The organism is Streptomyces durhamensis, from assembly GCF_000725475.1.
GTDB lineage: Bacteria > Actinomycetota > Actinomycetes > Streptomycetales > Streptomycetaceae > Streptomyces > Streptomyces filipinensis.
In genome coordinates, this window is the sequence record NZ_JNXR01000020.1 from 36,047 (window position 1) to 56,249 (window position 20,203).

Here is a 20,203-nt window from a genome sequence, read left to right on the forward strand (position 1 = left end):
TGCTTGCGGTTCCGGGTGGTCACCAGGTGTGGGTGACGGTCACGGGCGTCGAGGCGTTGTAGAGCTCCCCCACGGCACGCAGTTCGAACCGTGCCGCGCCCTCCCCCGGTGCGGGTCGCAGACCGGTGAGGAAGAAGGCGCGCTGGCAGGTGCCGCCGAGGAACCGGCGGGTGCCGTCGGGCAGGAGGCGGTGCAGCTCGTAGTGGCGGACGGCGCCGGGGGCTGCGTTCCAGGCCAGGCGGAGGCCGCCGTCGCTCGCGGCGGTGACGCGGGCGCCCGTGGGCGCGGCGGGGGTGGTGACGGCGTCCCGGACGGCGAGGGCGCCCAGGCGCCAGCGCACCGGGCCGCCGGTGGCGGTGAGCCGGACCCCGACGGCGCGCACGGTGCCGGTCAGCCCGGTGAGCGGGAGTGTCACGGTGTGCCAGCCGTTGACCGACGTCACGCGCCCGTGCTTCCCGCGGGCACGCCGGGTCACCGGGTGCACGGGCAGATAGCGGTACGGCGGGGTCCGGCCGGCGCCGCCCGGCTCGGCCGTCGCCACGGCCAGTTCGACGTCCACCGCGCCGCTGTCCGTCCGGAACGTCAGCTCGGCCACCGTGTCCGCGCCGATCGGCAGCCGGGTGGCGTACAGGTCGACCACCACGGGCTGATCCGGTGCACCGGCCACCAGCACACTGCTGCCGCCCCGCCAGGCGTCGGTGAAGTCGAAGGACACCGCAGGACGCTCCCCCGCCGTGCGCACCACCCACCGCCGCGACGGCAGCCGGTCCTGGAGCCCGAGGTGGTTCCAGGCCGTGTCCGAGGCGACGGCCCCGTCCTCGTACCAGCGCAGCCCGTGCCCGGTGTTGAACACGGTCGCGAACGGCAGCGAGGCCACCGTCGAGCGGTCGGCGACGGACAGCGCGGGCGCCCGCCAGGGATCACTCGCGTCCGGCCGGGACGGATCCAGGGAGCGCCCGGTCCAGAACCGGTCGTCGGCGGCGTGGAAGTCCTCGGGCGCACGCTGGTCGGCGGGCAGGTGGTTGCGGGTCCACTCCGGCCGGTAGAAACCGATCGAGGTGGCGTGCGGCCGGCCGGCCGGCACGATCGCGTCCCAGTCCACGGACGTACCGGACCCGTTCGACTCCACGTCGACCCCGGCCCACAGCTCGTACCGGCTGCGGCCCAGCCGTCCGGCCCGCGTACCGGAGGCGGCGAGCGTGGCGGCGCTCCAGCGGAAGTCCACGAACATGTCGTCGGCGGCCTGGAAGAAGGCCTGGTTCTGGCTGTTCAGCGCGCCCTGCCAGCTGACCGTGCCGTTCACGGTCATCGCGTCGTACCAGGTCACCCGCTGCCCCTTGGCCCGCGCGAGCGTCTTCAGCTCCTGGACGAAGCCGAGCATGGCCTGGCCGAGCGCGCTGTTCCCGCCGCCCGTCTCGGCGTTCACGAACCAGCCGTCGAAGCCGTGGGCCGCCGCGACCGCCACGAGTTGCGCGGCGAGCGGGTAGTGCCCCGAGGCGTCGTTCTGCACGAGGTCCCGGGTCCACGGCAGCTGTCCGCCGTACGCCACCGGCGGCAGGAAGATGTTGCCCAGCACCGGGACGCCGTGCCGGTGGGCCGCGTCCACGATCGGCGCGTTGGGGGCGAGGATCAGGCCCTCGCCGGCCGAGCCGCCCCAGAAGACCAGCTCGTCCAGGTAGGCCCAGTGGGTGAGGGCGTACGCGTCGGCGGTGGCCGAGCCCTGGGAGGGGTTGCCCGATGTGGGTCCGAAGGAGACCAGGGCCTGGACGCGGGCCTGGCCGGAGCGGGCGGTGGGGTTCGCCGGGGTCGGGGTGAAGCGGGCGGCGAGCGGCACGGACGCGGCGTTGAAGGCGAGGTCGGGGTCGTCGGCCGCGCGCCAGCTCTTCAGGCTGCGCCAGGTGATGCCGGGGCCGGGGCTGCCGGAGGGCAGGGAGTCCGGGTACCAGTAGGAGGCGTACGGCGGGGTGGCGGCGGCTTTCGGGCGGTCGGCCGCCAGGGCCGGGGCGGCGGGGAGCAGGGCCGCCGCGGTGGCGGCGATCAGGACCGTGCGTCTGGTGGGGTGCACGAGCGGGTGCCTCCGGGTGGGGTGGGGAGTACCTGGTCGGGGGTGACGACTTCGGTGATGCCGCGCGCGGCGAGGTGGTCCTTGTCCTCCGCGCGGGTGTCGAGGACGGTGGTGGGACGGGCGCCGTCGGCGACGAGCCGGAAGAAAGCGTCGAAGACGACTCCGCCCGGGGCGCAGCGGGAGCGGTGGCCCGGATCGTCGGGGACGACGAGGGCCGTCGTGCGCGCGGCGGGGGCGGGGTGCGGCCGGCGCGCCGCCCCGGCCAGCACCCGCGCGAGGTCCTTGGGCCGGCGGTCGCTGGTGAACAGGCCGAGCCCGTACTCGAGTTCGGGGAAGTCGGCGAGGCCGCGCGCGACGTCGGAGGAGCACCACCAGGTGACGCCCCACAGGCCGGGGCAGTCGAGGGCATGGGCGACGGTGGCCTCGGCGAAGGCGGCGGCGTGCTCGGCGGGTACGAGCGGTGCCGGCGCGCCGACCTCCTGCAGCCACACCGGCCGGTCGGGGGCCGGCGCCCAGGCCTTGCTCAGCTCGACGAGGTAGGCGGCGTGGTGCTCGGCCGGCACGGAGGCGCGGCCGTGCCGCTGGGCGGTGCCGTTGAACACCCAGGAGTGCACGGCCGTGAGGTCGCCGAGCCGGGCGGAGTGGCCGGGGGTGAAGGGCTGGTCGTCCTGGTACCAGGCGGCGTCGTAGGAGGCGTGCAGGTGGAGCCGGCCCGGGGCGCCCTCGGTGCAGGCGGCCAGCAGCCGGACCAGCCACCGCTCGGCCTCGCCGGGGGTGACGCGGTCCGGGTCGGGGTGGGGGCCGGCGGCGAACTGGTTGACCTCGTTGCCGACGGTCATACCGATGAAGTTGGGCCTGTCGGCGAGCGCGGCGGCGAGTGTGCGCAGATAGGCGGCCTGGCCCTCGACCACATCCGGGTCGGTGAAGAGGTTGCGCCGGTGCCAGGTGCGGGTCCAGGCGGGCAGGAAGTCGAAGCTGCTCAAGTGGCCCTGCAGGCCGTCGACGTTGACGTCCAGGCCGCGTTCGGCCGCCGCGTCGGCGAGGGCCACGAGCTGCTCGACGGCGCGCGGGCGGATCAGCGTGCGGTTGGGCTGGAAGTAGGGCCACAGCGGGAAGACGCGGATGTGGTCCAGGCCGAGCGCGGCGACCGCGTCGAGGTCGGCGCGTACGGAGTCGAGGTCGAAGTCGAGCCAGTGGTGGAACCACCCTTCGCTGGGGGTGTAGTTGACGCCGAAGCGGACGGCAGGAGACATGGGGGGTCCTTGTGGCGTACGGATGGTCAGCCCTTGACGGCGCCCTCGCCCACGCCTCGGAAGAAGTACCGCTGGAGACAGGCGAACAGGGCGATGAGGGGGGCGACGGCGATGACGGTGCCGGCGGCGACGAGGCGCTCGTCGTTGGCGAAGGTGCCGTGCAGATAGTTGAGGCCGATGGTCAGGGTGAACCTGGACGGGTCGCTGAGCACGATCAACGGCCACAGGAAGTCGTCCCAGGCACCCATGAAGGCGAAGATCGCGACGACGGCCACGGTCCCCCGCACCGAGGGCAGGGCCACGCGCAGGAACCGCTGCCAGACGTCTGCGCCGTCGACGTAGGCCGCCTCCTCGATCTCGTACGGCAGCGCGCGGAAGGCGTTGCGCATCAGCAGCACGTTCATCGCGCCGACCGCGCCGGGCAGCACGACACCGATCAGTGTGTTGTTCAGGCCGAGTTCGCGCATGGTCGTGAACTGGGCGATGAGGATGCCCTCGACGGGCACGAGCATCGCGAGCACGAACACCAGCGTGGTCACGCGCCGGCCCCGAAAGCGCAACCGGGCCAGGGCGTATCCGGCGAGCGCCGAGCCGACGCAGTTGGTGACGACGCTGGCGGTGGCGACCTTCAGGGAGTTCAGGGCGTAGTCCCAGACGGGGATGGTGCCGGCGACGCGGGTGTAGTTGTGCAGGGTGGGACGGCCGGGCAGGAAGCTCGGCGGTGAGCTGTAGATGTCCTCCGTCGGGCCCTTGAGGGACGTGGACAGCTGCCACAGGAACGGGCCGACGGTCAGCGCGAGGACGGCGAGCAGCAGCAGGTAGCGCCAGAGCAGTTCGCCGGCGCGGACACGGCGCCCGAGCTGGTCGGTGACGCGCGGCTCCCGCTCCGGCGCGACACCGCGCTCGGGCCGCACCTTCTCCAGGACACTCACGGCTCCTCCCCGCGGTCGGCGCGCAGCACGAGCAGCATCAGCGCGACGGTGACGGCGAACACGACGACCGAGAGCGCGGAGGCGTAGCCGACGCGGCCGGTCAGGCCGGTGCCGGTGCGCTGGACGAGCATGACGAGGGTGGTGTCCTCGCCGGCCGGGCCGCCGCTCGGACCGGCCATCAGGTACACCTCGGAGAACACCTTGAAGGCGGCGACCGAGGAGAGCGCGGCGACCAGCACCATGGTGGAGCGCACGGCGGGCACGGTGACCGAGAGGAAGCGGCGCACCGGTCCCGCGCCGTCGACGGCGGCGGCCTCGTGCAGTTCGCGCGGCACGTTCGCCAGCGCCGCCAGGTAGATGACCATGTAGTAGCCGAGGCCCTTCCACACCGTGACGGCCATCGCGCTCAGCAGGAGCAGCCACTGGTCGCTGAGGAAGCCGACCCTGCCGATCCCGATGGTCTCCAGCAGCGAGTTGACCAGGCCGCGTTCGTCCAGCAGCCACACCCAGATCAGTCCGACCACCACGACCGACGCGACGACCGGGGTGTAGAAGGCGGAGCGGAAGAACGTGATGCCGGGGATGTTCTTCTGCACCAGCAGCGCGAGCAGCAGCGGCAGGACCACGAGGGCCGGTACGACCCCGACGACGTACAGGGTGCTGTTGCGCAGGCCGGTCCAGAACATGTCGTCGTGGAGCAGCTCGCGGAAGTTGGCGAGGCCCACGAAGTGCCCCGGGAGCAGGGTGCGGCGGTCGGTGAGGGAGTTCACCAGCGTGGAGACGAAGGGGTAGAGCACGAAGGCACCGGTGACGAGCAGCCCGGGTGCGGCGAACAGCCAGGGGCTCGTCGGCAGCTGGCGCCGGATCCTGGTCGGCACCGGGTGCTGTCCACCGGTGGGTGCGGTGGGTGCGGCCATGACCGGTCAGCTCTGCCGCAGCAGCCGGTCGGCGGCGCTGACAGCGTTGTCGAGGGCCTGCCGTGGGGTCTCCCTGCCCTGCAGCGCCTTGGCCACCTCGTTGCGCAGCGCGGTCTTCATCTGGTCGCTGAACAGGACGGGTGTGTAGTTGACCGCGCTCTTGAGGGACTTGGCGGCGGCGATGCGCACCCGGGTCTCGTCGGTGCCGTCCTCCTTGGTGAAGTACGGGTCGTTCAGGGAGCCTGCGGTGCTCGGGAAGATGGCGACCTTCCTGGCGAAGGACATCTGGTTCCGCGCGTCGGTGACGAAGTGCGCGAAGGCGACGGCGGCCGGGGTGTGCCGGGTGCGGGAGTTGACCATCACGCCCATCACGTACATGTTGACGTGCCCGGTGCTGGTGATCTGGTCGGTGATGCCGATGTTCCGGTAGAGGCCGGGCGCGTTCTTCTTGAAGTTGCCGAGGTCGAGGGCGCTGCCGGGGTTCATGGCGACGGCCCCGGTCAGGAACTTCTTGCCGGAGGACTCCGGGGTCGCGGTGAGCGCCTGCGGGTCGAGGGCCTTGGCGTCATACAACTTCTTGTACCGGGTGAGGAGTTCGACGCCCTTGGCGTCGTTGAAGGCGAACGCGGTGCCCTGCTTGTTCATCAGTGTCACGCCGTAGCGCCCGAAGTCCTCGATGGTGGGCACGTTGGCGAGGGTCGCGACCTTGCCGCCGCTCTTCTGCGCCATCCGCAGGGCGTCGGCGAAGAGTTCGTCGTACGTCTTCGGCGGCTGGTCGGGGTCGAGTCCGGCCTGGGTGAACAGTGCCTTGTTGTAGAAGAGCGGGCCGGTGTTCAGATACCAGGGGAAGGCGTACGTGCCGCTCATGCCCGGCACCTGGTGGCTGGCCCAGGCCCCGGCCAGGTACTCGGACCTGTACGTGCCGGCCGCCTTGTCGAGGTCCAGGGCGAGCCCGGCCTTCGCGAGCGGGGCGACCAGGTCCGGGGAGACGTTGACGACGTCGGCCAGGGTGCCGCCGCCGGCGTCGGCGCTGAGCTTGTCGGGGTAGCCCTCGGCGGGCTGGTCGACCCACTTCACATGGGTGCCGGGGTACTTCTTCTCGAAGTCGGCTATGAGGCCCTCGAAGTACGGCGTGAAGTTGGCGCGCAGGTTCCAGGTCTGGAAGGTGATGTCGCCCTCGACCTTGCCGGAGGCGTCGGTCGAGCCGCTGCCGCTGCCGTCGCCGGAGCCGCAGGCGCTCAGCGGCAGGACGAGGGCGAGGGAAGCGGCGGCGAGGGCTCTGCGGGAGAGGGGCACGGTGACACGGCTCCCTTGCGGTGTCGGGCAGTCGGGGTGGCGCCAGAGACCTTGCCCGCGCCGTTCGGAGAAAGTCAATGCAGCCATCCGAACTAAAGAAAAAGGGAGTTCATTAGTGCAGGTCGGAGAAGTTCGACGACGAACGGCAGGGCACTTTCCGCCATTCGCTAATGCGCTTTAGGGTCTTGACACTCAAGCGCATTAGCGAGCACCGTCAGGAATGAGCGCCTGCAGGGAGGGGGAGAGACGTGCCGACCAAGCGGTCCCCCGCACGCCGGCCCACGATGAAGGACATCGCCCGGCGGGCCGGGGTCTCCGAGAGCGCGGTGTCCTTCGCGCTCAACGGCCGCCCCGGCGTCTCCGAGGTCACCCGGGCCCGGGTCCGCCGGGTCGCCGAGCAGCTGGGCTGGCGGCCCAGTGCGGCGGCCCGCGCCCTGTCCGGCGAGGGCGCGGCCACGGTCGGCTTCGTACTGGCCCGCCCCGCGGACACGCTGGGCGTCGACTCCTTCTTCCTGCAGCTCGTCTCCGGCATCCAGGAGGTGCTCGCCGAGCGCCACCTGGGTCTGCTGTTCCAGGTGGCGGAGGACGTGGCCGACGAGTGCGCGGTGTACCGCCGCTGGTGGGCCGAGCACCGGGTGGACGGCGTCCTCGTCGTCGACCCCCGCGCCGACGACCCGCGTCCCGACCTGCTCGACGAACTCGGCCTGCCCGCCGTGGTGATCGGCGGCGCATGCGACGAGCGCCACCCCGGGCTGTCCACCGTCTGGGCGGACGACGCGGGCGCGATGGCCTCCGTGGTCGACGAGCTGACGGCGCTCGGCCACCGCCGGATCGTCCACATCGCCGGACTGCCCGGCCTCGCGCACACCCAGCGCCGGATCCGGACGCTGAAGGCGGAGGCCGAGCGGCGCGGACTGACCGAGGTCCGCTCGGTCACCACCGACTACTCCGACGCGGAGGGCGCCGCGGTGACCCGCCGGGTCCTGAAGGCGTCAGCTCCCCCGACGGCGTTGATCTACGACAACGATGTGATGGCGGTGGCCGGGGTGTCGGCGACGACCGAACTCGGGTACGCGGTACCGGAGGACGTCTCCGTCGTCTCCTGGGAGGACTCGGCCCTGTGCCGCATGGTCAAACCCTGGCTCTCCGCCCTCTCCCGTGACAGCGCGGAGTTCGGGCGCACGGCGGCGCGCGAGCTGACGGCCCTGCTGGACGGGGGTGCGGCGCGGGCCGTGCGCGTACCGGTACCGCGCCTGACGGTGCGGGGCAGCACGGCGCCGGCCCGGAAGGCGTGACGGCCCACCGCCGGCGGCACCGACCGGTACAGCCCGGATTCCGCGCGGGGCGGCGAGGGAGTGGACGCAGACGGCGTCGTGGGGGCGGACGGTGAACCGCAGGTCGTCGTCGAGCCGGGCCGTCCGCGGCCAGTAGAGGGGTGCTGAAGTCGTCGCGTATCGATCGGACGGCCCGGGTGGACGGGAACAGCCTCTCGACGTGGGCGGCCCGGCCGTGCACAGTTCTCCCTGCGCCTTGATTCGTACCAGCGAGTAGTCGACGACCGACGAAGGAGTGCCCGTGGGTGACTGGGCCGGGCGGACCGCCGCCGCGATAGCCGCCGCCGTACGCGAGAAGCGGGTGACGCCCCGCGAGGTGGTGGCCGAGCACCTCGCTCGGATCGACCGGCTCGACGGGCGGATCGAGGCGTTCCGCAAGGTGCGGGCCGAGGCGGCGCTCGCCGAGGCCGACGAGGTGGCCTCCCGGGCCGATCTGGCCGAACTGCCGCTCGCGGGCGTACCGGTGGCCGTGAAGGACAACCTCGCGGTGCGCGGCGAGTCCCACCGCGACGGTTCCGCCGCCACCTGCGACGCCCCGGCCGCCGACGACCATGTCACGGTGGCCCGGCTGCGGGCGGCCGGCGCGGTGGTGGTGGGCCTGACGAACGTGCCCGAGCTGTGTGTCTTCGGGACGACGGAGGGGCCGTACGGCACCGCCCGCAACCCGTGGGACCCCTCCCGTACGGCGGGCGGCTCCTCCGGCGGCAGCGCGGCCGCGGTGGCCGCGGGCCTCGTCCCCCTCGCGCTCGGCAACGACGGGATGGGCTCCCTGCGCATCCCGGCCGCGAACTGCGGACTGGTCACGCTGAAACCCGGGCACGGTGTGGTGCCGGCGGGGATCGGCAACGGCGACTGGTTCGGCATGGCGGAGAACGGTCCGCTCGCCACCACGGTCGAGGACCTGCGGCTGATGCTGGACGTCCTGGCGGACACGGGGATCGCCCGCACGCGGGAGCCCGGGACCCGGCGGATCGCCGTGGCCCTGCGCAGCCCGCTCGCCGGCGTCACCGTGAGCAGGCCGTACACCGGAGCGGTCCGGGAGGCGGCCGGGGTGCTGGCACGGGCCGGGCACTACGTGCGGCGGGCCGAGCCGCCCTATCCGCTCTCGCTGGGCGTGACCGCGCTGCGGCACTGGACGGCCGGCACCGCGATGGACGCCGAGGGCCTGGACCGGACCCGGCTGGCCCGGCGGACCCGGGTGCACGCGGCGCTGGGCCGGCGGTTCGTCCGCTCGGTGCGCACGGGGGACGGCCGGGAGCGGCTGCGCGCCCGGCTGACGCCCTTCTTCACCGAGTACGACGTCCTGCTCACCCCGTCCCTGGCCCGGCGCTCCCCGCAGGCCGGCCCGTGGCACGAACGCGGCTGGCTGCACAACGTCCTGGCCAACACGGCGTACTCCCCGTTCACCCCGCCCTGGAACCTGACCGGCTGGCCCGCGATGTCGGTCCCGTCCGGCACGCTGCCCTCGGGCGCCCCCTGCGCCGTCCAGCTCGTGGCCCGCCCGGGTGCGGAGGCCGTCCTGCTGGAGCTGGCGGAGGAACTGGAGCGGCGGCTCCCCTGGCGACGGACGGCACCGGCGCCGGACCAGCGGTAGCGCACCGCCCGGCCGTCCCGCCCGCCCCGGTTCCTATGCGAGCGCCCGGTACATGATGTGCAGCCCCACCCTGCCGTGCCGGGGATGGTCGAAGGCCTCCGGGACCGTGCCGAGGACGGTGAAACCGAGGGAGGTCCACAGGGCGACCGCGGGGTTCGTCTCGACGACGGCGTTGAAGACCATCGCACGGTAGCCGTGGGCCCTGGCCTCCGCCAGGACGTACTCGGCGAGGGCACGCCCGACGCCCTCGCCCGTGCGGTCGGGGTCGACCATGAAGCCGGCGTTGGCCACGTGGGCGGCGGGGCCGCCGTAGTTCGGGGTGAGGTAGGCCGAGCCGACCGCGGTGCCGGTCGCGTCCTCGGCGACGTAGACGCGTTTGGCCGGGTGCATCCAGAGGGCGCGCGCGTCCTCCTCGGAGGTCTCCGGGTCCCAGGCGTAGGTTTCGGCGGCGGCGACGATCCGGTGCCAGAAGGGCCAGATCCGCGGCCAGTCCTCGGCCGCGGCTTCTCTGATCAGCATGGGCGTGAGTCTGTCAGGTCACGCCCATGCGTGCGGCGATCGCGAGGGTCCGGTCCGGGGGTCAGTCCACGCTGGGCAGGATGTGGGGTTCGGCGAGGTCGTCCTCGTAGCCCGCGAGGCGGATGGGGGCCGAACGGGCCCACACGTCGAGGCTGCCGAGCTCGCCGGGCCGCCGGGCCGCGCGCTCCGTGCGTTCCTTGGGGCGCTGCTCGCGATTCGTCTTCTCCGGTGTCACCGCGCACTCCTTATGTGTCGGTCACCCTCGAGGGCCTGCCGGACAACCTGTGCTTCGGCACTCGACGCCCGCTCGGGTCTGGATGGAAGGCCAGTTCGGACGCGGTGGCGCCGGTACGTCGTGCAGAGCAGGCCGTTGTCGAGCGGCTCACCCCGGGACGGACGATGGGTGTGGGTGGGACCCCGTACTGCTGTCCGTCCCCATCAGATTAACCAAATGAGCGGCCTGCCGCTCGATAGGGAGTGCAAACAAGGTGTAACTATCGGGCGCCGATTGCCCCCTCAATGACGCCCAATATGCCGCTATTTGGCACTAAGCGCATCACGCGGCCGGCAGGATGAATCACCCACTCGGCTCACGCATGCGAACACTCCTTCGAGCCGACTCGCCGCCCGGCCGGGACGCGGTGCAGTTCAAGTGCCGTTGGCCGGGCCGCAAGCTCGCCATGATCTGCTGATGAGCGGCAACGGCTGTCTCGCGGAAGGACTGACGCATGGAGCTGCGCAGCGTCGAGGAGCTGATGGATCTGCTGTACACAGGCGGGCACCAGCAGGCGCTGAGGACCGCCGCGCTGCTGCGCCGCAGCCGCCCCGCCGACAAGGAACTCCAGGTGGCGGGGCTGGTCCAGGACGTGGGCGCGGCCGAGGCGGTGCGCTCCCTGCTCGGGGAGCGGGTGTTCCGGCTGCTCCGCGGGGATTCCGGCGCCGCCGAGGACGATGTGCTGCGGCTGCGCCAGGCCGGCGAGGAGAGCCGCACCGCGGGCTTCGACGCGGGCGTGCTGGAGGACTGGCGCACGGTGCTGGAGCTGGTGGCGGCCCGGAACTCCAGGCTCGGCGCCGTCGACTGACCACCGGGGAGCCCACCTCGGTGACGCCCCGTCAGGCGGCCGGGTCCTGCGTGCGGGTGCCCGAGGTCAAGGCGGTGGCGCGTCGGCCCCGAAGGGCCGGCAGTCCCGCTGGGGTCTGCGATGGATCACAACCATGAAGAACGCGTCACCTGCGCACCGGGCACCCGGCACGACCGCCTCAGCCTAGGACGCGGGCGTCCGCGCCGGCCACCGGATTCACCGGCTCACCACTTGCCGGGCGCGTAGTCCTTCAGGAAGACGCCGTACAGGTCCTCGCCCGCCTCGCCGCGCACGATCGGGTCGTAGACGCGGGCGGCGCCGTCGACCAGGTCGAGCGGGGCGTGGAAGCCGGCCTCGGCAAGGCGCAGCTTGTCGTAGTGCGGGCGCTCGTCGGTGATCCAGCCGGTGTCGACGGAGGTCATGAGGATGCCGTCCGTGTCGAACATCTCCTGGGCGCTGGTCCGCGTGACCATGTTCATGGCGGCCTTCGCGGCGTTGGTGTTCGGGTGGCCGGCGCCCTTGTAGCCGCGGCTGAAGACGCCCTCCATCGCGGAGACGTTGACGACGTACGCACGGCCGCTGGAGGCCTTCTTCGCGGCGTCCGCCATCGCCGGGCGCAGGGCGCTGATCAGGATGAACGGGGACGTGTAGTTGCACAGCTGGGTCTCCAGCAGCTCGACCGGCGAGATCTGGTCGATGGTCTGCACCCAGGTGTTGGTGTCGACGACGTCCGGGACGAGCCCGCCGGCGTCGATGGCGGTGCCTTCGATGTGCCGGGCGATGCTGGCGTTGCCCGCGACGAGGGCGAGGTCGGCCACCTTCTGGGCGTCCAGACCGCTGGTGCCGACGGGCAGCGCGGCGATGCCGTCGACCGCGCCGGAGTTGAAGGCGCCGATGACGTGATGGGCGGGGAGCTCACCGGCGGGCAGCGGAGCGCTCTCGCCCTCGACCAGGGCGGCGTACGCGGAGGGCAGGCGGCGCACGGTCTGCGTCGCGTTGTTGATCAGGATGTCGAGCGGGCCCGCCTCCGTGAGCTGCTCGGCGAGGGCCACGGCCTGTGCCGGGTCGCGCAGGTCGATGCCGACGACCTCCAGCCGGTGCAGCCAGTCCGCCGAGTCGTCCATCGCCTTGAACCGGCGGATGGCGTCCTTCGGGAAGCGTGTGGTGATCGTCGTGTGGGCGCCGTCGCGCAGCAGCCGCAGCGCGATGTACATCCCGATCTTGGCCCGGCCGCCGGTGAGCAGGGCGCGCTTGCCGGTGAGGTCCGCGCGGGCGTCCCGCTTGGCGCGGTTCTCGGCGGCGCACCGCGGGCAGAGCTGGTGGTAGAAGTAGTCGACCTCGACGTAGCGCTGCTTGCAGGTGTAGCAGGAGCGGGGGCGCTGGAGTATGCCCGCGATCCTGCCCTCCTCGACCTTGGAGGAGGGCAGGATGCCCTCGGTCTCGTCGTCGATGCGCTCGGCGGAGCCGGTCGCCGTGGCCTCGGTGACCGCGCGGTCGTGCGCGGTCTTGGCGGCGCGGCGCTCCTGGCGGCGGCGCTGCTTGACCGTCCGGTAGATGTGCGACGTGGCCTGACGCACCTTGATCGCGTCCGGATGGTCGACCTCGATGTCGTCCAGTTCCGTGAGCACGCTCAGGCAGACGGCCAGCCGCTCGGGGTCGATACCCGGCCCGTAGACCACCTCGTCCGTGGCCATGGAGGCCATGGAGCCGTCCTCTGTCACCGTCATCGCGCTGCCGCTTCCCTGATCACCCGCGCAGCGCTCCGACTCGCGCCCGCCCTCGAACGGGGAATTTTACGGAGCGCGGGGGTCCACCGCCAAACCCGTTGCGCCCCGGCCCTGATCGACTACGAACCGCCACCGGACCCGCACGGTCCCGGTCGGGCCCGGGGGCGGCCGGCCCGTGTCCGTCGCCGGCTGCCGGGCAGGCGGCCCCCCGGCCACCCGCCCGCGGCCCCGCGGGGCACCCCCCGTCCGGCCGAAGGCCCGGTCAGACCTCGCACACCGACAGCAGCGTCTCCACCTCGGCCGACACCGCGTGGGCGAACCGGTCCAGGTCCGGCACGGCCTTCGCATCGGCCACGAGCCCGTAGTGCACGTGTCCGCGGTACGTCGAGATGGCCACCGCCAGCGCCTGGCCCGGGGCGAGCGGGGCCAGCGGGTAGACCTCGGCCAGCTCGTGCCCGCCGAGCCGCAGCCCCACCCCCGGCAGCGGCACGCTGGTGACGAGGATGTCGAACCACAGCCGGGCCGCCTGCCCGACCAGCGGTCCGCCGAGCCGGTGGCCGAGGGCCGGGACGTGGTCGGCGAGCAGCGCCACGGCACCGGCGCCCCGGTCGGACCCCGCGTCCTTGTTGCGGAGCATGGCGGTGCGCACGGTGTCGAGCCGGCCGAGCGGGTCGGACTCGTACACGGGGAGCCGTATCAGATAGCCGGAGAGCCGGTTGCCCTGTGGGTGGGCGGCGCGCGGCCGGCGCCGCGAGACGGGGATGAGCGCGCGGGGCGCCACCCCCTTGCTGCCGTCGCCGCGCTCGTCCAGCCAGCGGCGCAGCGCCCCGGCGACCACGGCGATGAGCACGTCGTTGACGGTGCCGCCGGCGGCCTTGCGCACCCGGTGCACGTCGTCGATGTCCACGACGACTCCGGCGGTGCGGCGGGTGCCGCTCGGGGGCGAGGTCAGCGCGGAGACGGGCCGCATGCCGAGGGTCGACCGGGCGAGCGAGGCACCGATGTCCAGGGCCCGGCCCACGTCGGACAGCGCGCCCCGGACCAGCCCGGGGACGAGCCCGGGAAGCTTGCGGACGTCGGGCAGCAGGCCGCGCGGTGGCTCGATGGCGCGGGGTGCCCGCTCCGGCATGTCCACCGGGTCGAGGACGCCGGCGGCGAGCTTCAGCGCGCGCAGCCCGTCGGCGAGGGCGTGGTGGAACTTGAAGAGGACGGCGAAGGACACCCCGTCCTCGCCGGGCAGGACGTGCGCCTCCCACGGCGGTCGGCCGCGCTCCAGCGGGCGCTCCATGAGCCGGCCGGCGACGGCGTGGAAGTCGGCGGTCGGGGCGTGCAGCCGTACGTGGTTCAGCGGGTCGAAGTCCGGGTCGGGTTCCCGGGCGGCGCCGCCGAAGGCGAGCGGCTGCCACACGTCGCGGATGCGCAGACGCAGCCCGGGTACGGCGGCGGCGCGGGCGGCGAGCAGGTCGGCGGCATGGGCACCGGCGGTGGGCGAGTGGGCGCCGAAGACGCCGAGCGCGCCGAGGTGCATCGGGTGCCGGTCGGACTCGATGTTCCAGAACGCCAGGTCGAGGGGAGCGAGCAGGTCGGAAGTCAAGGGCTTGCCTCACGCGTCGACGACGGGTGGATCTGCAGTCCTTCGCAGTCAATCCCTGTCAGCCGATTACGGTCAAGTACGATCAGGCTACGCTCAGTTAACACCAGATTAAGTCCCGCCCCTTCCACAGGGGCGGGACCACGGGATACGTGAGGTCACTTCAGGACGGGCTGCGCCGCCTCGGGTGACGTACCCCACTCAGACGGGCGCGGGCCGACCGTGAACGCGAGCGAACGCAGGGAGCGCAGCGCACCCGTCGTCAGATACGTCCGCTCGTGCGGTGTTCCGTCGGCGCGGACGGCCTGGATGTAGCGGTCGGTGGCGGTGGTGCCGGGCGCGGTGACGGTCAGCCCGCCGCTCGGCCAGTACCGGCGGTCCAGGGTGAGGTCGACGCGGTCGAAGACCGGGGTCGACAGGCCCCAGGTGCCGTATCCGGGCTGGATCGGGAACAGGCCGATGGACGACAGCACGTTCCAGGCCGACATCGTGCCCAGGTCGTCGTTGCCGGTCATGCCGGTGGGCCCGTCGGTGAAGAGGGTCAGGGCGGCGTGCACCACGTCGGTGGTCTTCCACGGCTGACCGGTGGCCAGGTAGGTGTAGGGCGCGATGAGGTCGGGCTCGTTCATCGGGTTGTACTTGTCGGCGTTGTAGTACGCGTAGGCGTTGCCGTGCACCCACACCTCGCGGGCGGTCTTCGCGGGGTCGGCCAGCAGGCGGTCGTAGGCGAAGAAGGTGTCCAGGCGCTCGTTGGCGGCGCGCTCGCCGCCGATGAGCCGCACCATGCCGGGCACGTCCTGCGGCACGAGCCACTGGTACTGCCAGGCGGTGCCCTCGTGGAAGCCGGTGCCGAGCGCCGGGTCGGCCGAGCCGGTGAAGGCGCCGGCGGCGTCACGGGCGCGGAAGAAGCCGGTCGACGGGTCGAAGATGGTCCGGTAGTTCTGGGCGCGGGCCGCGTACCGGTCGGCGTCGGCCTCGTGGCCGAGCCCGCGGGCCATCTGGGCCAGCATGGCGTCGGCGAGCGCGTACTCCAGGGTGACGGAGGCGCCGTGGTGGAAGTCCGAGTCGCCCAGCTTGGCCAGCGGCCGGTCCTTGATGAACGGGGCGAAGCCGTGCGCGAGGTACTCGGCGTTGGCCTCCCGGCCGATGCCCGGATAGTCGGCGGGCGGCACGCCGTCGGCGTTCTTCCTGAGCGCGCGGTAGGCCCGCTCCTCGAAGCCCTTGAGCAGTCCCGTCTGGTAGGCCGTGGTCAGGAACGGGGTGACCGGGTCGCCGCTCATGACGTTGGTCTCGACCGGTCCGTAGCCCCACTTCGGCAGCCAGCCGCCGTCCTCGGCGACCGCGACGACCGAGCGGGCCATGTCCCGTGCCTCGTGCGGCGCGAGCAGCGCGAGGAGCTGCGCCTGGGTGCGATAGGTGTCCCACAGCGACCAGTTCTGGTAGTACGTGAACCCGTCGGTACGGTGGGTACGGCGGTCCCAGCCGAGGTACCGGCCGTCCGCGTCGCTGCCGATGTTCGGCGCGAGGAAGGACCGGTACAGCGAGGAGTAGAAGGTCCGGCGCAGCGTGTCCGTGCCGCCGCGCACCCGGACGGCGGCGAGCCGCTTCTCCCACGCCTCCCGGGCCCGCGCGCGTACCGTGTCGAAGGACCGGCCGCTCTCCGCGTCCAGGTTGCCGGCCGCGCCGCGCGCGTCGACGTAGGACAGGGCGGTGGTCGCCTCGACGGTACGGTCCTCGGTGGTGTCGAAGCGGACGTAGGCGCCGCCGTGACCGTTGCGCGAGCCCGGGGTGACGGTCTTGCCGTCCCAGGTTCCGTAGGCGGTGAAGGGCCGGCTGAAGCGGGTGATCGTGTAGACCGTGTAGGGACCGGTGTCCCGGCAGAAGCCGTGGCCGGTGATCTCGGTGCGCACGGTGTGGTCGTCGAGGATCTCGACGTTGCTGGAGACCGCCTTGTGCAGCGACTGGGCCGCGTTCAGCAGGACGTTGGCCTTGCCGGTGGCGGGGAAGGTGTAGCGCTGCACGCCGGTGCGCTCGGTCGCGGTCAGCTCGGCGCGGATGCCGGAGGACAGGCCGACCCGGTAGTAGCCGGGGCTCGCGGTCTCGTCCTGGTGCGAGAAGCCGGCCGCGTAGGTGGCGTAGTCCGTCTGCGTGACGTCGCCGGTGGTGGGCAGGACGGGCAGGTCGCCGCCGATGCGGCAGCCGACGCCCGAGAGATGGACCAGGGAGAAGCCGCGGATACGGTTCTGGGTGTAGTCGTAACCGGTGTTGTGCCCGGTGTCCGGGGAGAGCTGCACCATGCCGAAGGGCACGGCCGCGCCGGGGAAGGTGTTGCCCTCGTCCTGGCTCCCGATGAACGGGTTGACCAGGTCGGTGAGGTGGCCGTCGGTCCGCTCGGCAGCCCGTGCGTCGGGGGTGGCGATCAGCGCGGACGCTGCCATCACCCCGGCCAGGCACAGCCGCGTGCGCCGGGTCCCTCTCATGTCGGTTGACCTCCGGAAGTTCGAGTCGTTGCCTGCATCCTGAAGGGCGAACGACTCAAACCCGGGCAAGCGGCGGGAATCACACGAACGCGTCGCGGGCGCGGCGCCCGTGACGCGGTGTCCGTCAGGGCACCCGCTGCCCCTTCCCCAGGGCGATCACCCCGCCCTTGGACACGGTGTACAGCTCCGCGTCCCGCTCCGGGTTGACGCCGATGGTCGCGCCGGGCGGGACCTCGACGTTCTTGTCCAGCACCGCGCCGCGCACCACCGCGCCCCGGCCGATGCGCACGTTGTCGTGCAGCACCGAGCCCTGGACCACCGCGCCCGGGTCGACCCGTACCCCCGGGGACAGGACCGACCGGGTGACCTGACCGCGGATCAGGCAGCCCGCGCTGATGATGGACTCGCTCGCGATGCCCCCCGCGTTGAAACGCGCCGGGGAGAGCTGGTTGAGATGGGTGTAGACGGGCCACTGGCGGTTGTACAGGTTGAACGCGGGCCGCTCGGCGATGAGGTCCATGTGCGCCTCGTAGTAGGCGTCGAGGGTGCCCACGTCCCGCCAGTAGCCCTGGTCGCCGGTGGTCTCGCCGGGCACGTGGTTCTCGCTGAAGTCGTACAGCCCGGCCTCGCCGCGGGCGGTGAGCCGGGGCAGGATCGAACCGCCCATGTCGTGCACCGACTGCCCGTCCTCGGCGTCCTGTTGCAGCGCCTCGATGAGGGTCTTGGTGGTGAAGAGGTAGTTGCCCATCGAGGCGAAGACCGTGTCCGGGTCGTCCGGCAGGCCCGGAGGGTCGGCGGGCTTCTCCAGGAAGCGCTCGACGGCCAGGCCGTCGGGACCGGGCGTGATCACGCCGAAGGACGAGGACTCCGCGCGCGGCACCCGGATACCGGCCACCGTCACGCCCGCGCCGGACTCCATGTGCTGCCGCAGCATCTGCCGCGGATCCATCCGGTAGACGTGGTCGGCGCCGAACACCGCCACGTACTCGGGCTGTTCGTCGTGGATCAGGTTCAGCGACTGCAGGATCGCGTCGGCGCTGCCCAGGTACCAGCGCGGGCCGAGGCGCTGCTGGGCCGGGACCGGGGTGACGTAGTTGCCGAGCAGGCTGGACATCCGCCAGGTGGTCGTGATGTGCCGGTCCAGCGAGTGCGACTTGTACTGGGTCAGCACGCAGATGCGCAGGATGTCGGCGTTGACGAGGTTGGACAGGACGAAGTCGACGAGCCGGTAGGTGCCGCCGAAGGTGACGGCTGGTTTGGCGCGGTCGGCGGTCAGCGGCATCAGTCGCTTCCCCTCGCCGCCCGCCAGGACGATCCCGAGAACCGAAGGCCCTCCCCCGGTCTCGACATCGCCCGACCGGGGATACCCCCATCGACGCATGGCCGCTCCCCTCACCCTGGTAGAACCATGGCTGCCCCGAGCGGACGGGGCTAAGCCTGCTTGAGGATCTCCTCGTACAGCGCGGCCGTGCGGCGGGCCACCGCGTCCCAGCCGAACTCCCCCACCGCGCGCAGCCGTCCGGCCTCGCCCATCCGCCGGCCCGTGTCCGGGTCGCCGAGGACGGTGTCCAGCGCCCGGGCCAGGCCCGCCTCGAAGCCGTCGCCGGCGTCCACCAGGATGCCCGTCCGTCCGTCGTCCACGACCTCCGGGATGCCGCCGACCCGGGAGGCCACGACCGGGGTGCCGCAGGCCATCGCCTCCAGGTTGACGATGCCGAGGGGTTCGTACACCGAGGGACAGACGAACGCGGCGGCGCGCGTGAGGAGTTGGATCACCTCCGGGCGCGGCAGCATGCGCGGGATCCAGAACACGCCCGTGCGGACCCGGCTCAGCTCCTCGAACAGCTCCCGGAACTCGCGGTCGGTCTCCTGGGTGTCGGGGGCGCCCGCGCAGAGCACGACCTGGGCGCCCGGGTCGATGTCCCGTACCGCGCGCAGCAGCTGGGGCACCCCCTTCTGGCGGGTGATCCGGCCGACGAACAGGACGTAGGGGCGGCCGGGGTCGATGCCGTGCCGGGTGAGGGCGTCGGTGCCGTGGTCGGGGCGGTACAGGCGGGTGTCGATGCCGTTGTGCACCACGTGCACGGCGGCCGGGTCGAGCGCGGGGTAGCAGGCGAGGATGTCCTCGCGCATGGCTCCGGACACGGCGATCACCGCGTCGGCGGCCTCGATCGCGGTGCGTTCGGCCCAGCCCGACAGCGCGTATCCGCCGCCCAGTTGCTCCGCCTTCCAGGGGCGCAGCGGCTCCAGCGAGTGGGCGGTGACCACGTGCGGGACGCCGTACAGGAGCTTGGCGAAGTGGCCGGCCAGGTTCGCGTACCAGGTGTGGGAGTGGACGAGTTCGCGGCCCTGGAGGGCGGCGGCGACGGACAGGTCCACGGAGAAGGTGCGCAGCGCGTCGTTGGCGCCGTCGAGCGCGGACCAGGGCCGGTGGCGTACGACCCCCACCCCGCGGCCCTCGCCCCAGCAGTGCACCTCCAGGTCGACCAGCGCTGTCAACTCCCGGGCCAGGAACTCCACATGGACACCGGCGCCGCCGTACACGTCCGGGGGGTACTCCCGGGTCAGCAGTCCCACTCGCACCCGACAACCCCCTGGACTCGGCGGCAGGTTCCTTTTCATGGTCACCCAGACGCGGCCCGTGGGGAAGAGCGCGGGGGCCGGGGGAAGCAGCAGTCCCCGCAGACCCCGCCGCCGGGCACCCGGTAGTACAGGCAGCAGCTGCGGCGGCGGAAGGCCGTGCCGGTGCGGGTGCCGGTGGCCCGCAGCAGGGGGTGGGCGAAGAGTTCGTCCGTCAGGGCGCGGGCCCGGGCGGCCGCGTCGGTACGGCCGTGCGCGCGGGCCCAGCGGTCCAGTTCCCGGGCCGCCCCGGCGAGCGCGGAGCCCGCGTTGCCCCACAGCAGTCCGGGCGCCGGGCCGTACCGGGCCCGCAGGGCCTCCCCCAGCGGTTCCAGGTGTCCGTGCAGCACGGCGGCGGCGAGCGAGGCGGCGTCGCCGGGCCGCTCGCGCAGCTCGGTCAGGTACAGGTCGTCGGGGGCGCCGGCCAGGGGGTCCCAGCGCAGCAGGCGGGGGTCGAGATCGGGCAGCCTGCCGTACAGGACGGCGCAGCCGAGGGCCGCCGACCACAGCCGGGCGGCCAGCGCCTGTTGTGCGAGGGAGGCGGCGACGCGCGGCTCGGGCGTGGCGAGCCGGTCCGCGACCGTGTTCACACGCGCCGTCAGGGCATCACCCCGCACCTTGCGGGTCACCCGTTCGTAGGCCTCCGCGAGGGTCGGCAGCCGGCCGGGCCCGGGTCCGCCGGTGGCTTCGGCCGGGCCCGGGGCCGTGTGCAGGACGAAGAAGGCGCCGAGCGGGCGGAGGGCGGCGAGAGCGGGGTCGAGGTCCACGACAAGCACTAGTACCAGGTGGGTTCC

Annotated in this window: 16 protein-coding genes; 3 read left to right on the plus strand and 13 right to left on the minus strand. The window is 72.8% G+C overall.

The window, feature by feature from the left end; genetic code table 11:
* Positions 1-19: 19 nt before the first annotated feature.
* The 5 genes from IO33_RS0128510 to IO33_RS0128530 are packed head-to-tail and all read right to left on the minus strand — an operon-like array spanning position 20 to position 6,463.
* Positions 20-2,065 (minus strand): endo-beta-N-acetylglucosaminidase, encoded by a 2,046-nt coding sequence (locus IO33_RS0128510; RefSeq protein ID WP_031170141.1) that lies wholly within the window; start codon positions 2,063-2,065, stop codon positions 20-22.
* Positions 2,038-3,318 carry a glycoside hydrolase 5 family protein gene (locus tag IO33_RS0128515; protein WP_031170144.1) on the minus strand — a complete coding sequence of 427 codons (1,281 nt, stop codon included), beginning with the start codon at positions 3,316-3,318 and terminating at the stop codon, positions 2,038-2,040. Before IO33_RS0128515 ends, IO33_RS0128510 begins: the two co-directional genes overlap by 28 nt.
* Positions 3,319-3,344: 26 nt before the next feature.
* On the minus strand, positions 3,345-4,250 hold the full coding sequence (locus IO33_RS0128520) for a carbohydrate ABC transporter permease (protein WP_031170147.1): 906 nt from the start codon (positions 4,248-4,250) through the stop codon (positions 3,345-3,347).
* On the minus strand, positions 4,247-5,167 hold the full coding sequence (locus IO33_RS0128525) for a carbohydrate ABC transporter permease (RefSeq protein WP_031170149.1): 921 nt from the start codon (positions 5,165-5,167) through the stop codon (positions 4,247-4,249). Before IO33_RS0128525 ends, IO33_RS0128520 begins: the two co-directional genes overlap by 4 nt.
* Positions 5,168-5,173: 6 nt before the next feature.
* Entirely contained in the window at positions 5,174-6,463 is a 1,290-nt protein-coding gene (locus IO33_RS0128530) for an ABC transporter substrate-binding protein (protein WP_031170151.1), read from the minus strand.
* 248 nt (positions 6,464-6,711) lie between these two features.
* On the opposite strand from IO33_RS0128530, the gene IO33_RS0128535 reads away from it, so the two are divergent.
* Positions 6,712-7,758, plus strand: coding sequence for a LacI family DNA-binding transcriptional regulator (locus IO33_RS0128535; RefSeq protein ID WP_031170154.1), 1,047 nt, complete (start codon positions 6,712-6,714; stop codon positions 7,756-7,758).
* Between the two features lie 280 nt (positions 7,759-8,038).
* On the plus strand, positions 8,039-9,391 hold the full coding sequence (locus IO33_RS0128540) for an amidase (protein WP_031170157.1): 1,353 nt from the start codon (positions 8,039-8,041) through the stop codon (positions 9,389-9,391).
* A 33-nt stretch (positions 9,392-9,424) separates the two neighbouring features.
* On the opposite strand, the gene IO33_RS0128545 is transcribed toward IO33_RS0128540, so the two are convergent.
* Both IO33_RS0128545 and IO33_RS49560 read right to left on the minus strand, forming a co-directional pair.
* On the minus strand, positions 9,425-9,910 hold the full coding sequence (locus tag IO33_RS0128545) for a GNAT family N-acetyltransferase (protein ID WP_031170159.1): 486 nt from the start codon (positions 9,908-9,910) through the stop codon (positions 9,425-9,427).
* Between the two features lie 61 nt (positions 9,911-9,971).
* A complete protein-coding gene (locus tag IO33_RS49560; protein WP_107069393.1) occupies positions 9,972-10,145 on the minus strand; it encodes a hypothetical protein in 174 nt (57 codons plus the stop codon).
* Positions 10,146-10,638: 493 nt separating this feature from the next.
* Here IO33_RS49560 and IO33_RS0128555 point away from each other — a divergent pair, with 493 nt between their 5' ends.
* Positions 10,639-10,992, plus strand: coding sequence for a hypothetical protein (locus IO33_RS0128555; RefSeq protein WP_031170162.1), 354 nt, complete (start codon positions 10,639-10,641; stop codon positions 10,990-10,992).
* 224 nt (positions 10,993-11,216) lie between these two features.
* Here IO33_RS0128555 and IO33_RS0128560 read toward each other — a convergent pair whose 3' ends face one another.
* The 6 genes from IO33_RS0128560 to IO33_RS0128585 form a co-directional block, all read right to left on the minus strand.
* Complete coding sequence (locus IO33_RS0128560) at positions 11,217-12,719, minus strand: SDR family NAD(P)-dependent oxidoreductase (RefSeq protein WP_031170164.1); 1,503 nt, start codon at positions 12,717-12,719, stop codon at positions 11,217-11,219.
* Positions 12,720-12,981: 262 nt separating this feature from the next.
* Positions 12,982-14,313 carry a wax ester/triacylglycerol synthase family O-acyltransferase gene (locus IO33_RS0128565; protein WP_031170167.1) on the minus strand — a complete coding sequence of 444 codons (1,332 nt, stop codon included), beginning with the start codon at positions 14,311-14,313 and terminating at the stop codon, positions 12,982-12,984.
* A gap of 155 nt (positions 14,314-14,468) precedes the next feature.
* Positions 14,469-16,790 carry a GH92 family glycosyl hydrolase gene (locus IO33_RS0128570; protein ID WP_031170169.1) on the minus strand — a complete coding sequence of 774 codons (2,322 nt, stop codon included), beginning with the start codon at positions 16,788-16,790 and terminating at the stop codon, positions 14,469-14,471.
* A gap of 124 nt (positions 16,791-16,914) precedes the next feature.
* Positions 16,915-18,171 carry a glucose-1-phosphate adenylyltransferase gene (gene glgC / locus IO33_RS0128575; protein ID WP_078963933.1) on the minus strand — a complete coding sequence of 419 codons (1,257 nt, stop codon included), beginning with the start codon at positions 18,169-18,171 and terminating at the stop codon, positions 16,915-16,917.
* A 50-nt stretch (positions 18,172-18,221) separates the two neighbouring features.
* Positions 18,222-19,373 (minus strand): glycogen synthase, encoded by a 1,152-nt coding sequence (glgA, locus tag IO33_RS0128580; protein ID WP_051927012.1) that lies wholly within the window; start codon positions 19,371-19,373, stop codon positions 18,222-18,224.
* 41 nt (positions 19,374-19,414) lie between these two features.
* A complete protein-coding gene (locus IO33_RS0128585) occupies positions 19,415-20,176 on the minus strand; it encodes a (2Fe-2S)-binding protein (RefSeq protein WP_031170176.1) in 762 nt (253 codons plus the stop codon).
* Positions 20,177-20,203: the final 27 nt, after the last annotated feature.